Origin of the sequence: Streptomyces sp. NBC_01525, from assembly GCF_045040405.1 — a bacterium.
GTDB lineage: Bacteria > Actinomycetota > Actinomycetes > Streptomycetales > Streptomycetaceae > Streptomyces > Streptomyces benahoarensis.
This window is the reverse complement of sequence record NZ_CP109397.1, coordinates 4,747,754-4,760,747: the sequence shown is the minus strand read 5'-3', so window position 1 is coordinate 4,760,747 and position 12,994 is coordinate 4,747,754. Positions and strand designations below refer to the sequence as shown.

Here is a 12,994-nt window from a genome sequence, read left to right as displayed (position 1 = left end):
CCTGAACACAACCGCCCGCTCCCTCAGGAAGGGTCCTGCATCACAGCCACCCGTTGCGTTTGAAGCCACGGTGGATCAGCCGGCACAGGCCCAAGGTGATGGCCATGACCAGCGGGTATCCGAACGTCCAGTCCTTCTCCGGCATGTAGGTGAAGTTCATGCCGTAGACGCCGCAGACCATGGTCGGGACGGCGAGGATCGCGACCCAGGCGCTGATCCGGCGCATGTCCTCGTTCTGCGCGACGGTGACCTGCGCGAGATGCGCCTGGAGTATCGAGTTCAGCAGGTCGTCGAAGGACGTGATCTGCTCGACGACCCGGTCGAGGTGGTCGGCGACGTCCCGGAAGTACGTCCGCAGCCGGGCGTCGACGTGCGGCATCGGCTCGGTCACCAGCGTCTGGAGCGGCCGGTCGAGCGGCGCGACGGCGTGCTTGAGCTCCAGCACCTCGCGTTTGAGCTGGTAGATCCGGCCGGCACCGCCGCCGCCGCGGAGGGAGAAGACGTCGCTCTCCACATCGTCGATGTCGTCCTGGATCTCGGCGGCGGCGTCGAGGTAGTCGTCCACCACGAGGTCGGCGATGGCGTGCAGGACCGCCGACGGGCCGATGGCCAGCTGTTCGGGATCCTGCTCCAGCTGTTCGCGGAGCGGGCCGAGGGAGCCGTGGCCGCCGTGCCGGACGGTGATCACGAAGTCGGCGCCGGTGAAGACCATGAGTTCGCCGGTCTCGACGACCTCGCTGGTGTCGGTGAGCTGCTCGTGCTCGACGTAGCGGACGGTCTTGAAGACGGTGAACAGCGATCCGTCGTACAGCTCGATCTTCGGGCGCTGATGGGCGAGGACGGCGTCCTCGACGGCGAGCGGATGCAGCCCGAACAGCTCGACGATGCCCGCGAACTCGGTCTCCGTCGGCTCGTGCAGCCCGATCCACACGAATCCGGCCCCGGAGCGGCGCACCCGGCGGATCGCCTCGTCGGCGGGGTGGTCGCCGGGCTGCCGTACGCCGTTCTCGTACACCGCGCAGTTGACGACGGCGGTGCCGAGCGGCGAGCGGGCGGGGTGGCTGAGGTCGACACCGCGGGTGCGCGGCTGCGGCAGCCGGACGGCGCGGCGGAGGCTACGGATCATCGACACCGGCTCAGTATGGCGTCCCGGACCGCCGGGCGGCAGGGAGCGGGCGCGCGTGGTGGCCGGGAGCGGCGCGCGTGACGGCGGGGCGCGGGCGCGCGTGGTGGCGGCGCGCGGGCGCCGTCGGGCGGGTCGCAGCGCCGTGGCGAAATACCCCTGGGGGGTATACAGTTGGACACGTAGGGACGCCGGGGGCGCCGCCGTCCCCCGCCCCTGGGAGCACCCGCGCTCCGGGTTCCGGTATCCCTGTGAGGAGTACGGCATGAAGGCACCGACCACTCCGGTCCTGCTCGGCGGCTACGCACTGATCCTGCTGGTCGTGCTCGCCGCCGGATTCGGCATCGGCCGCGCCACCGGCGCCCCGGCGCCGCCCGTACCTCCCGCACCACACAGTTCCGCGCATACCCCCCACCCGTACGCACACCACGAGGAGCAGTCGTGATCACCGTGCCCGGAGAGCAGTACATCGAGCTGGAGATCGGCGGGATGACCTGCGCCTCGTGTGCGGCGCGCGTCGAGAAGAAGCTCAACCGCATGGACGGCGTCACCGCCTCGGTCAACTACGCCACCGAGAAGGCGCGCGTCTCCCTCGACGAGGGCAGCGCACTGGAGACCGCCGACCTCATCGCCACCGTCGAGAAGACCGGCTACACCGCCGCGGTCCCCGCGCCGCCGGTGCCGGAGTCGGCGGACGAAGAGGGCGCGACGGAGCCCGCGGACGACGGCCTCACCGCGCTGCGGCAGCGGCTGCTGACCGCGCTGGTGCTGTCCGTCCCGGTGATCCTCATGGCGATGGTCCCGGCGCTGCAGTTCACCAACTGGCAGTGGCTCTCGCTGACGCTCGCCGCCCCGGTGGTCGTCTACGCCGCGTGGCCGTTCCACCGCGCCGCCTGGACCAATCTGCGGCACGGCGCGGCCACCATGGACACCCTGATCTCCATGGGGACGCTCGCCGCGTTCGGCTGGTCCCTGTGGGCGCTGTTCTTCGGTACGGCCGGGATGCCCGGCATGCACCACCCCTTCGAGCTGACCCTCACCCGCGGGGACAGCGGCGGCTCGATCTATCTGGAGGCCGCGGCCGGGGTCACCACGTTCATCCTGGCGGGCCGCTACTTCGAGGCCCGCGCGAAGCGGAAGGCCGGGGCCGCGCTGCGCGCCCTGATGGAGCTGGGCGCCAAGGACGTCGCGGTGCTGCGCGACGGCCGGGAGGTCCGTATCCCCACCGCGGAGCTGACCGTCGGCGACCTCTTCGTGGTCCGCCCCGGCGAGAAGATCGCCACCGACGGCCGGGTCACCGGGGGCTCGTCCGCGGTGGACGCCGCCCTGCTGACCGGCGAGTCCGTACCGGTCGAGGTCGGGCCCGGCGACACCGTCACCGGCGCCACCGTCAACGCCGGGGGCCGCCTGGTCGTCGAGGCGACCCGGGTCGGCGCCGATACCCAGCTCGCCCGGATGGCGCGGATGGTGGAGGAGGCGCAGAACGGCAAGGCCGCCGCGCAGCGGCTGGCCGACCGGATCTCCGCGGTCTTCGTGCCGGTGGTCATCGCGCTGGCGGTCGGCACCCTCGGCTACTGGCTCGGTACCGGCGCCGGTGCCACCGCCGCGTTCACCGCCGCCGTAGCGGTGCTGATCATCGCCTGCCCGTGCGCCCTGGGCCTGGCCACCCCGACCGCCCTGATGGTCGGGACGGGCCGCGGCGCCCAGCTGGGCATCCTGCTCAAGGGCCCGGAGGTGCTGGAGTCCACCCGCGCCGTCGACACCGTCGTCCTGGACAAGACCGGCACGGTCACCACCGGCGTGATGACGCTGACCGGCGTCCACCTCGCCGACGACGTGGACCGCGCCACCGCGCTGCGGCTGGCCGGTGCGCTGGAGCACGCTTCGGAGCATCCGATCGCCCGCGCCGTCGCCACGGCCGCCGAGGAAGCGGTGTCCGGTGCGCTGCCGGTGCCCCAGAAGTTCGAGAACGTCCCCGGTCTCGGCGTACGCGGCAAGGTCGACGGCCACACCGTGCTGGTCGGCCGCGAGCGGCTGCTGGCCGACGCCGGGCTGACGCTCCCGGAGCCGCTGGCGACGGCGAAGCGGCAGGCCGAGGAGGCGGGCGCCACCGCCGTCGCGGTCGCCTGGGACGGCGCGGCCCGCGCGGTGCTGGTGATCGCCGACGCGGTGAAGGAGACCAGCGCCGAGGCGGTGCGACGGCTGCGGGCGCTGGGTCTGACGCCGGTGCTGCTGACCGGCGACAACCGCGCGGTCGCCGAGGCGGTCGCCGCCGAGGTCGGCATCGACGAGGTCATCGCCGAGGTGCTGCCGCAGGACAAGGTCGCCGTGATCGAGCGGCTGCGCGCCGAGGGCCGTACGGTCGCCATGGTCGGCGACGGCGTCAACGACGCGGCGGCGCTGGCCACCGCCGATCTGGGCCTGGCCATGGGCACCGGCACCGACGCCGCCATCGAGGCCGGGGACCTCACCCTGGTCCGCGGCGATCTGCGGGCCGCGGCGGACGCCATCCGGCTGGCCCGCGCCACCCTCGGCACCATCCGCACCAACCTCTTCTGGGCCTTCGGCTACAACGTCGCCGCCCTGCCGCTGGCCGCCGCGGGCCTGCTCAACCCGATGATCGCGGGCGCCGCGATGGCCTTCTCCTCGGTCTTCGTCGTCGGCAACAGCCTCCGCCTGCGCCGCTTCCGCGCGACGGCGGAGTGAGGGTACGAGCAGATCGCACGGAGGCGGGGCCCGGGCCGGGGAGGCCGGGGGCCCGCCTCCGTCGTACGGGGTGGCGTACGGACCGGGACGGCGTACGGACCGGGACGGCGTACGGACCGGGACGGCGTACAGCTTGCGGACGGGTTCGCGTACCGGGTGCGGCCGGGCCCCGGAGCACGCACAAACGTCCCGCGCGCCCCCGGCCTCGTCGCACGCGCCTGCGGGGCCGGGCCCGGTAGGCGTCGGATCTCTCCAGAGAAGACGGCGGAAGATTGGCGGTTCTCGCAAGGGACGCTCGCCCGCCGCGGGTCACACTGGTCGCACGACACCGCAGGTCCGGAGGGTATGACATGCCAGGTTCACGCGTTCTCGCGGTCGGCCACCATCAGCCACCGGGCGTCCTCACCAACCACGATCTCGCCACGATGGTGGAGACCGACGACGCCTGGATCCGCAGCCGCGTCGGTATCCGCACCCGGCACATCGCCGGGCCCGACGAGACCGTCGACGCGATGGCGGCCCAGGCGGCGGCGAAGGCCCTCGCCTCCAGCGGCGTCCCGCCCGAGGACATCGACCTCGTCCTCGTCGCGACCTGCACGGCGACCGGCCGCAGCCCGAACACCGCGGCCCGCGTCGCGGCCACCCTCGGCCTGACGGCCCCCGCGACGATGGACATCAACGTCGTCTGCTCCGGCTTCACCCACGCCCTCGCCACCGCGGACCACGCCATCCGCGCCGGGTCCGCGACCCGGGCGCTGGTGATCGGCGCCGAGAAGTTCACCGCCGTCGCCGACTGGACGGACCGGACGACCTGCGTCCTGGTCGGTGACGGCGCGGGCGCCGCCGTGGTCACCGCGTCCGAGGAGCCGATGATCGGCCCGGTGCTGTGGGGTTCGGTGCCCGAGATGGGCCACGCGGTCCGCATCGAGGGCGAACCGGCCCGTTTCGCGCAGGAGGGCCAGACCGTCTACCGCTGGGCCACCACCCAGCTCCCGGCCATCGCCCGCCAGGTCTGCGAACGCTCCGGCATCACCCCCGCCGACCTGGCCGGGGTCGTGCTCCACCAGGCCAACCTGCGGATCATCGAACCGGTCGCCCGGAAGATCGGCGCGGTCAACGCCGTCGTCGCGCGGGACGTCGTGGACTCCGGGAACACCTCGGCGGCGTCGGTGCCGCTGGCCCTGTCCAAGCTGGTCGAACGCCGCGAGATCGCCGCGGGCGACCCGGTCCTCCTCTTCGCCTTCGGCGGCAACCTCTCCTACGCGGGACAGATCATCCACTGCCCCTGACCAGGCCGGACAGCACCGGAGGCACCTGCGCTCAGGGCACCTCGCGCAGGTACATCGCACCGCAGGAATGGCAGAACGGCTCGCCCTCGGGCGTGCCCCAGAGATCGGCCGGCTGGGTGGCGGCGGACTCCCCGAGGATCCGGCCGCACATCGCCTTGATCCCTTCGAAGCGGACCATGTGCCAGATCTTGACCGGGGATTCCGGCCCCGGCGTCACGCCGTCCTCGTACTCCGCGCGCATCTCGTGCTCCATGGCGGTGCACCTCCTACGCCCACGATGCGCCAGGAAGATCGCCGCCACAACGCGACCGGCGCCGGGCGGGCGCCCCCCCGGGCCGGGCCCGGCGGCTCAGAACACCGACCAGCCGGTGAGCGTCGTGAAGTGGTCGAGCGCCGCGGCACCGGCGACGGAGTTGCCGCGCCGGTCCAGACCCGGGCTCCATACGCACAGCGTGCAGCGGCCCGGTACGACGGCGAGGATCCCGCCGCCGACGCCGCTCTTGGCGGGCAGCCCCACCCGGTAGGCGAACTCCCCCGCCGCGTCATAGGTGCCGCAGGTCAGCATCACCGCGTTGATCCGCTTGGCCTCCCGCGCCTCCAGCAGCCGGGTGCCGTCGGCCCGCAGCCCGTGCCGCGCGAGGAAGCCCCCGGCCGTCGCCAGATCCCGGCAGCTCATCTCTATGGAGCACTGCCAGAAATAGTGCTCAATGACGCTGGGGACCGGGTTCTCCAGATTCCCGAACGACGCCATGAAGTGCGCAAGCGCGGCATTCCGGTTCCCGTGGTCGGCCTCCGAATCGGCCACCGCCTGGTCGAACGCGAGGTCCTCGTTGCCGCTCTCCTCCCGCAGGAAGTGCAGCATCGTCGTACTGGCGTCACCGGTGAGGGTCTGGAGGCGGTCGGTGACGACGAGCGCGCCCGCGTTGATGAACGGATTGCGCGGAATGCCGTTCTCCCACTCCAACTGCACCAGGGAGTTGAACGGCGTACCCGACGGCTCCCGGCCCACCCGGGACCAGATGTCGTCGTCGTGGGCGTGCGCCATCACCAGCGCCAGCGAGAACGCCTTCGAGATCGACTGCACGGAGAACGGCGTCTCCCAGTCGCCCGCCCCGTACACCGCGCCGCCGATGTCGACCAGGGCGATCCCGAACCGGTCCGGGCTGACGCGTTCGAGCGCCGGGATGTAATCGGCGACCTCGCCCTGCCCCGCATACGGCCGCGCATAGGCCGCTACCTCGTCAAGAACGGCCTGGTAGTCCATATCGGCCACGCTAACCCGGCCGTTCCCGCACCCCGCGGCGGGGCCCCGTTTACCGTGCCCGACACCGCGGCGCGGGGCCCGGGCGCGCGACCCGGCACCGTGCCCCGGCCCGCCCAACGGCCCGCCCGCCTCGCGCCCCCCGCCCGGGTGCCCGAGCCTGGCACGGGGAACCCGGCGGCCGGACGGGCCGTTGATCCCGACGAGACCGATCGTTCACAGGAGGCAGTGATGGCAGGTTTTCTCGACCGCGCCAAGGAGCAGGCCCAAAGCGCCCTCGAACAGGGCAAGCAGAAGGTGGACGAGGTCCAGCAGCAGCGGGCGGGCAACGACCTCCTCAAGAAGCTGGGCACCGCCTACTACGCCGAACACAGCGGCAGCGGCTCCCCGGAGGCGACCCGGAACGCGCTGAGCGCGCTGGAGGCACACATCAGGGCGCATGGGGACGCGTTTCTGCGGTCGTAGACCAGGCGGAGCGGGGTACGGCCGTCGGGCACCCGGGCCGACGGCGCCCCTCACCCCCGCTCCTCCCGATAGGCCGCCGCCTCCTCCAGGTCGAGGCGGCGGAGCAGGGTGCGCAGCATCTCGTCGTCGATACGGCGGGCGTCGCGCAGGCGGACGAAGACGCGGCGTTCGGCGTCGATCATCTCGCCGGCCAGACGGCGGTACGTCTCGTCGGCGGTCTCACCGGTCGTCTCGTTGACGGTGCCCAGCCGCTCCCAGACGGCGTTGCGGCGGCGCTCCATCACGGTGCGCAGCCGGTCCTCCAGGGGGCCGGGCAGGGCGTTGCTGTCGTCGGCGAGGAGGGCTTCGAGGCGTTCCTCGGCGGCGCGGGAGGCCGCGTTCTGCGCCTGGGCCTCGGCGAGCGTTTCGGTGCGCGCGTCGCGGCCGGGCAGCTTCAGGGCGCGGATCAGCGGCGGCAGCGTCAGCCCCTGGATGACGAGGGTGCCGATGACGGTGGTGAACGTCAGGAAGAGCACCAGGTTGCGGGCGGGGAACGGACCGCCGTCGTGCACCGTCGCCGGGATGGAGAAAGCGATGGCCAGCGACACCACGCCCCGCATCCCGGCCCAGCCGACGATCAGCGGCGCCGCGGCCGTGACGTCCGGCTCCCGCTCCCGGATACGGGCCGACGCCCGCGGCAGATACGTCGCCGGGAAGACCCACACGAACCGCGCCACCACCACCGCCACGAAGACGAGCGCGGCGTACGCGGCGGCCTGCGCGCCGCTGAACTCCCCCAGGCCGCGCAGCACCACCGGCAGCTGGAGCCCGATCAGCGCGAAGACCGCGGACTCCAGCAGGAACGACACCATCCGCCACACGGCCGCCTCCTGGAGCCGGGTCTCGAAGTCCACCTGCCAGGAGCGGTGCCCCAGGTAGAGGGCGACGACGACGACGGCGAGCACCCCGGACGCCCCGATCTGCTCGGCGGCGGCGTACGCCACGAACGGGATGAGCAGCGAGAGGGTGTTCTCCAGCAGCGGCGACGCCCGCACCCGGCGGCGCAGCCAGTGCAGCGGCACCATCAGGACGAGGCCGACGCCGATGCCGCCCAGGGAGGCGACGGCGAACTCCTTGGCCCCGCCGCCCCAGGTGGCGCCCGCGCCGACCGCCGCCGCCAGGGCCACCTTGTAGGCGGTGATGGCGGTGGCGTCGTTCACCAGGGACTCCCCCTGGAGGATCGTCGTGATCCGGCCGGGCAGCCCCAGGCGGCGGGCGATGGCGGTGGCCGCGACCGCATCGGGCGGCGCGACCACGGCGCCCAGGACGAGCGCGGCGGTCAGCGGCAGATCCGGGATGGCCAGGTGGGCGAGGAGGCCGACGGCGAGTGTGGCGAAGAGGACGTAGCCGACGGAGAGCAGCGCCACCGGCCGCCAGTTGGCCCGTAGGTCCAGGTAGGAGCTTTCCAGGGCCGCGGAGTGCAGCAGCGGCGGCAGCACCAGCGGCAGCACGATGTGCGGATCGAGGGTGTAGTCCGGCACCCCCGGGACATACGCGGCGGCGATCCCGGCGGCGACCAGCAGCAGCGGCGCCGGTACGGGCGTACGCCGGGCGAGCGCGGCGACCGCGGCGCTCCCCGCGATCAGCAACAGCAGCGGCATGACGTCCATCGGCCCGTCCCGTACCCCTCTGACACACCGGCGCGGCCCGCCTCCGGCGCCGCCGTTCTAACCTGGCCATCATGAGCGAGTGTGTGCACGTCCGTGATCTGCCACGCGCCGAACCCGCCCCGCTGACCGACACCTGCCCGGAGTGCCTGGAGGTGGGCAGCCACCCGGTCCAGCTGCGGCTGTGCCTGGTCTGCGGCCATGTCGGCTGCTGCGACTCCTCGCCGTTCCGCCACGCCACGGCGCACTACGAGCGGACCGGCCACCCGGTGATGCGCTCCTTCGAGCCGGGCGAGTCCTGGCGGTGGTGCTTCACCGACCAGCTCCTGGTGTGAGGGCGGCGGGGCCCCGGCCCCGGGGCGCTCCACGGCCGCCGCGCGACGGTACGGACCGCGCGCCCGGCCCGGCTGCCGGTTGCGCTCCGGCATCCCGCCCGGTCGCGCTCCGGGCACCTTTCCCGGCCTCCCTGCCGGGCTGTCACCGGCGCGGTTTAGCCTGGCGGCATGATCCGCGAAGCAGCCGTCGCCGATGTCCCCGTCATCCTGGCCATGATCCACGAACTCGCCACGTACGAACGCGCCCCCGAGGCCGCGCAGGCGACCGAGGCGCAGCTCACCGAAGCGCTCTTCGGTCCCCAGCCCGCGGCCTTCGCGCTGATGGCGGAGGAGGACGGCGAGCCGGTGGGCTTTGCCCTGTGGTTCCGCAACTTCTCGACGTGGACGGGCACGCACGGTGTCTATCTGGAGGATCTCTACGTCCGCCCCGACGCACGCGGCGCGGGCCACGGCAAGGCGCTGCTGGCGGCGCTCGCGGAGACCTGTGTCGCCCGCGGCTACGAGCGTTTCGAGTGGTCCGTCCTGGATTGGAACGAACCGTCCATCGGCTTTTACCGGTCGATCGGCGCGCAGCCCATGGACGGATGGACGGTCTTCCGGCTCACTGGAAAGGAACTGCACGCCCTCGCGGACACCACGCGGGTCAACGGAGCGTCACCGTCGAGGATTTGACGCCCCCAACCCCTAGCCACTGTACGTACTCATATGTTTACAATGAGTGACGAAAGCGGTTCCGGGAGCCCCCGGATCCGTTCGCATTCCGGACGACAGTCATGCTCTTTCCGGGCGACACCGGCCCGCGGATCGCGGTAGCGTCACAGCCGACCATGTGCTGCGCCGCACCACCGCCACGTCCTGCGGGAACGACCGGCGGAACGACCGGAGCGGCACCGTGGCCACGCACATCAACTCAACACGTATCAGCTCAATCCAGCTTGTGCCACCTTGGAGGTGAGGGTGTCCCAGATCGCAGGCGAGCCCGGGACCCAGGACTTCGTGGAAGTCCGGCTGCCCGCTGCGGGTGCCTACCTTTCCGTGCTGCGTACGGCCACGGCCGGACTCGCAGCCCGCTTGGACTTCACCCTCGACGAGATCGAGGACCTGCGCATCGCGGTGGACGAGGCGTGCGCGATCCTGCTCCAGCAGGCCGTCCCCGGCTCCGTGCTGAGCTGCGTCTTCCGTCTCATCGACGACGCGCTGCAGGTGACCGTCTCGGCGCCGACCACCGACGGCCGCGCACCCGAGCGCGACACCTTCGCCTGGACGGTGCTCTCCGCACTGGCCGGCAAGGTCGACTCCGCCGTCGCCGAGGACCGTACGGTCACCATCAGCCTCTACAAGGAGCGCGGCGCCGGTCCCGGACCGTCATGACCGAACAGGGGGCCCCGTGAAAGATCTCGAACGCGGCGCGGGGATCGCGCCGGGTGCGACCATCCCGGACCAGCAGGCCCGGCCGCACCCGACGGGCGCGGACAACCCCGGCGGCCGGCCGGACGCAGCGGAGCAGGCAGAGCGGGCGGACCACATGGACGACAGCGAGCAGCAGGGCGAGCGGGCGCAGCACACGCCGCGTCCGTCCCAGGAGACTCCGGAGCCCCAAGGCGCTCCGGAGCCCCCGCACGCCCACGAACCGGCGCACGCCCACGACCCGCACGACCGCAGCGGCGCACGGGCGATGTTCTACGAGCTGCGGAAGCTCCCCGACGGCTCCCCGGAGCACGCGGAGCTGCGCAACACCCTGGTGCAGATGCACCTCCCGCTGGTCGAGCACCTGGCGCGCAGGTTCCGTAACCGCGGCGAGCCCCTGGACGACCTCACCCAGGTCGCGACCATCGGCCTGATCAAGTCCGTCGACCGCTTCGACCCGGACCGCGGCGTGGAGTTCTCCACCTACGCGACGCCCACCGTCGTCGGCGAGATCAAGCGGCACTTCCGGGACAAGGGCTGGGCGGTCCGGGTGCCGCGCCGTCTCCAGGAGCTGCGGCTGTCGCTGACGACGGCGACCGCCGAGCTGTCCCAGCGGCACGGCCGGTCGCCGACGGTCCACGAGCTGGCGGAGCATCTGTCGCTCTCCGAGGAGGAGGTCCTGGAGGGTCTGGAATCGGCGAACGCCTACTCCACGCTCTCCCTCGACGTCCCGGACACCGACGACGAGTCCCCCGCGGTGGCCGACACACTCGGCGCGGAGGACGAGGCGCTGGAGGGCGTGGAGTACCGCGAATCCCTCAAGCCGCTGCTGGAGGATCTGCCGCCGCGGGAGAAGAAGATCCTGCTGCTGCGGTTCTTCGGCAACATGACCCAGTCGCAGATCGCCCAGGAGATCGGCATCTCGCAGATGCACGTCTCCCGGCTGCTGGCCCGCACCCTGGCCCAGCTGCGCGACCGGCTCCTCGTCGAGGAGTGAGCACCCGGCCGTGACAGGCGGAGGGGGCGGGGTCCGTTGTGGACCCCGCCCCCTCCGCCGTTCCCGCCGGTTACTCCCGCGGGCCGATACCGAGCGCCACGGTGGCCGTCGGGTTGACCAGCAGGCCGAGGACGACGAACGCGGCGACCGCCAGCGCGACGCCCGCCGCGATCAGCGCGCCGCCGCCGTTGATCAGCGTCCAGGCGACGGGCAGCGCCACGATCTGGGTGATCATTGAGGGGCCGCGGCTCCAGCGGCGCAGCAGCCACAGCCCGCGCGCGGCGACCAGCGGCAGCACCGCCAGCGCGAGGACGGTCACCGCGCCGGTCACGGCCTGCTGCGGGCTGTCGGGCGAGCCGGTGACGCCCTCGATCAGCAGGAAGAGGCCGAGGGCGGCCAGGGCGACGCCTTCGACGGCGGTGAGCACCGCGGCGGCGCTCAGCCGGGCCGGGCGCGGTCCGGGCCGCTCGGGGGCCGCGGGTGCGGCGGCGGCCTGGCGTGCGGACTTCTTCTGCTGCTGACTGCTCACCTCAGCAGGGTAGCGCCGCCCCCGCCGCCCACCGGCCGCCCCCGGGTCGCCGCGCCGGTCGGCACCGCGGCTCCCCGCCCGCGACGCCTTCCGGGGAGGTGCGTCGCCGGGCCGGTACCAGCAGGTAGGTACGCTGGCGGTCATGCGCGCGCTTCTCGTGGTCAATCCCGCTGCCACCACCACCAGTGCCCGCACCCGTGACGTTCTGGCCCATGCGCTCGCCAGCGATCTCGATCTGACGGTCGCCGAGACCCGGTACCGCGGCCACGCCCGCGACCTCGCCCGGCAGGCCGCCGAGGACGGCAGGACCGAGCTGGTGGTGGCGCTCGGCGGCGACGGCACCGTCAACGAGGTCGTCAACGGCCTGCTGACGCACGGCCCCGACCCGGAGTCCCACCCCCGCCTGGCCGTGGTGCCCGGCGGCTCCACCAATGTCTTCGCCCGCGCGCTCGGCCTGCCGAACGATGTCGTGGAGGCGACCGGCGCCCTGCTGGACGCGGTACGGGACGGCAGCGAACGCACGGTCGGCCTGGGGCACGCCGCGGGCACCCCCGGCAGCGAGGACGAGGCCACACCGGGGCGCTGGTTCACCTTCTGCGCCGGATTCGGCTTCGACGCCGGGGTGGTCGGCCGCGTCGAACAGCAACGCGAGCGCGGCAAGCGTTCGACCCACAGCCTCTATGTCCGCCAGGTCGTCCGGCAGTTCCTGGGCGACCAGAACCGCCGCCAGGGCACCATCACCCTGGAACGTCCGGCCCCGGGCGGCGGCGCCCCGGAGATCACCGACGGCCTGGTGATGTCGATAATCTGCAACACCTCTCCCTGGAGCTACCTGGGCAATCGCCCGCTCTACCCGCTTCCGGATGCCTCGTTCGACACCGCGCTGGACGTCTTCGCCCTGAGCCGTCTCTCCCCCGCCGCCGTGACGCGTTACGCGACCCAGCTGCTGACCTCCACACCGGAGCGCGGCCCCCGCGGCAAGCACGCACTGTCACTGCACGACCTGACGGCCTTCACCTTGCATTCACAGGTGCCGCTGCCCTTTCAGATGGACGGAGACCACCTGGGACTGCGTACGAGTGTGACGTTCACAGGCGTACGCCGGGCACTGCGTGTGATTGTGTGAGCAGTAGGGCCTAAAGTCCTTTCACTCGAACGTTTAGGCTGACTTCCACCCCCTAGAAGTACGGCTGTGACCTAGGCGACACCAAGGAATCAAAAAAAAGTTTCCGGTAG

14 protein-coding genes are annotated in these 12,994 nt (G+C 72.5%); 9 read left to right on the top strand and 5 right to left on the bottom strand.

All coding sequences use genetic code 11. The annotated features are described in order from the left end of the window. Window positions 1–40: 40 nt before the first annotated feature. Window positions 41–1,126, bottom strand: coding sequence for a magnesium and cobalt transport protein CorA (locus OG422_RS21440; RefSeq protein ID WP_405747943.1), 1,086 nt, complete (start codon window positions 1,124–1,126; stop codon window positions 41–43). A 262-nt stretch (window positions 1,127–1,388) separates the two neighbouring features. Here OG422_RS21440 and OG422_RS21435 point away from each other — a divergent pair, with 262 nt between their 5' ends. The 3 genes from OG422_RS21435 to OG422_RS21425 all read left to right on the top strand — a co-directional run bounded on the left by OG422_RS21435 (window position 1,389) and on the right by OG422_RS21425 (window position 5,118). Further along, entirely contained in the window at window positions 1,389–1,568 is a 180-nt protein-coding gene (locus OG422_RS21435; RefSeq protein WP_143943426.1) for a hypothetical protein, read from the top strand. After that, on the top strand, window positions 1,565–3,829 hold the full coding sequence (locus OG422_RS21430; RefSeq protein ID WP_405744458.1) for a heavy metal translocating P-type ATPase: 2,265 nt from the start codon (window positions 1,565–1,567) through the stop codon (window positions 3,827–3,829). The genes OG422_RS21435 and OG422_RS21430 overlap by 4 nt, the downstream gene beginning before the upstream one ends. Before the next feature lie 350 nt (window positions 3,830–4,179). Then, window positions 4,180–5,118: a beta-ketoacyl-ACP synthase III gene (locus tag OG422_RS21425; RefSeq protein WP_143943425.1), complete on the top strand. Its 939-nt coding sequence runs from the start codon at window positions 4,180–4,182 to the stop codon at window positions 5,116–5,118. Between the two features lie 31 nt (window positions 5,119–5,149). On the opposite strand, the gene OG422_RS21420 is transcribed toward OG422_RS21425, so the two are convergent. Both OG422_RS21420 and OG422_RS21415 read right to left on the bottom strand, forming a co-directional pair. Beyond that, on the bottom strand, window positions 5,150–5,371 hold the full coding sequence (locus tag OG422_RS21420) for a hypothetical protein (protein WP_143943424.1): 222 nt from the start codon (window positions 5,369–5,371) through the stop codon (window positions 5,150–5,152). A gap of 96 nt (window positions 5,372–5,467) precedes the next feature. After that, complete coding sequence (locus OG422_RS21415) at window positions 5,468–6,382, bottom strand: glutaminase (protein WP_143943423.1); 915 nt, start codon at window positions 6,380–6,382, stop codon at window positions 5,468–5,470. A gap of 228 nt (window positions 6,383–6,610) precedes the next feature. Between OG422_RS21415 and OG422_RS21410 the strand changes: the two genes are divergently transcribed. Further along, window positions 6,611–6,844, top strand: coding sequence for a hypothetical protein (locus OG422_RS21410; protein ID WP_405744453.1), 234 nt, complete (start codon window positions 6,611–6,613; stop codon window positions 6,842–6,844). 50 nt (window positions 6,845–6,894) lie between these two features. On the opposite strand, the gene OG422_RS21405 is transcribed toward OG422_RS21410, so the two are convergent. Continuing rightward, window positions 6,895–8,493 carry a Na+/H+ antiporter gene (locus OG422_RS21405; protein WP_405744450.1) on the bottom strand — a complete coding sequence of 533 codons (1,599 nt, stop codon included), beginning with the start codon at window positions 8,491–8,493 and terminating at the stop codon, window positions 6,895–6,897. A 71-nt stretch (window positions 8,494–8,564) separates the two neighbouring features. On the opposite strand from OG422_RS21405, the gene OG422_RS21400 reads away from it, so the two are divergent. The 4 genes from OG422_RS21400 to OG422_RS21385 all read left to right on the top strand — a co-directional run bounded on the left by OG422_RS21400 (window position 8,565) and on the right by OG422_RS21385 (window position 11,229). Continuing rightward, window positions 8,565–8,825 carry a UBP-type zinc finger domain-containing protein gene (locus OG422_RS21400; protein ID WP_143940716.1) on the top strand — a complete coding sequence of 87 codons (261 nt, stop codon included), beginning with the start codon at window positions 8,565–8,567 and terminating at the stop codon, window positions 8,823–8,825. A 168-nt stretch (window positions 8,826–8,993) separates the two neighbouring features. Next, window positions 8,994–9,497 (top strand): GNAT family N-acetyltransferase, encoded by a 504-nt coding sequence (locus OG422_RS21395; RefSeq protein WP_143940717.1) that lies wholly within the window; start codon window positions 8,994–8,996, stop codon window positions 9,495–9,497. 285 nt (window positions 9,498–9,782) lie between these two features. Next, complete coding sequence (locus tag OG422_RS21390) at window positions 9,783–10,196, top strand: anti-sigma regulatory factor (protein ID WP_143940718.1); 414 nt, start codon at window positions 9,783–9,785, stop codon at window positions 10,194–10,196. Window positions 10,197–10,239: 43 nt separating this feature from the next. Then, a complete protein-coding gene (locus OG422_RS21385; protein WP_143940737.1) occupies window positions 10,240–11,229 on the top strand; it encodes an RNA polymerase sigma factor SigF in 990 nt (329 codons plus the stop codon). Window positions 11,230–11,299: 70 nt separating this feature from the next. Here OG422_RS21385 and OG422_RS21380 read toward each other — a convergent pair whose 3' ends face one another. Beyond that, on the bottom strand, window positions 11,300–11,758 hold the full coding sequence (locus tag OG422_RS21380) for a hypothetical protein (protein WP_405744446.1): 459 nt from the start codon (window positions 11,756–11,758) through the stop codon (window positions 11,300–11,302). A 142-nt stretch (window positions 11,759–11,900) separates the two neighbouring features. Here OG422_RS21380 and OG422_RS21375 point away from each other — a divergent pair, with 142 nt between their 5' ends. Continuing rightward, window positions 11,901–12,884, top strand: a complete 984-nt coding sequence (locus OG422_RS21375; RefSeq protein ID WP_143940720.1) for a diacylglycerol kinase family protein — start codon at window positions 11,901–11,903, stop codon at window positions 12,882–12,884. The last annotated feature ends 110 nt before the right edge of the window (window positions 12,885–12,994 follow it).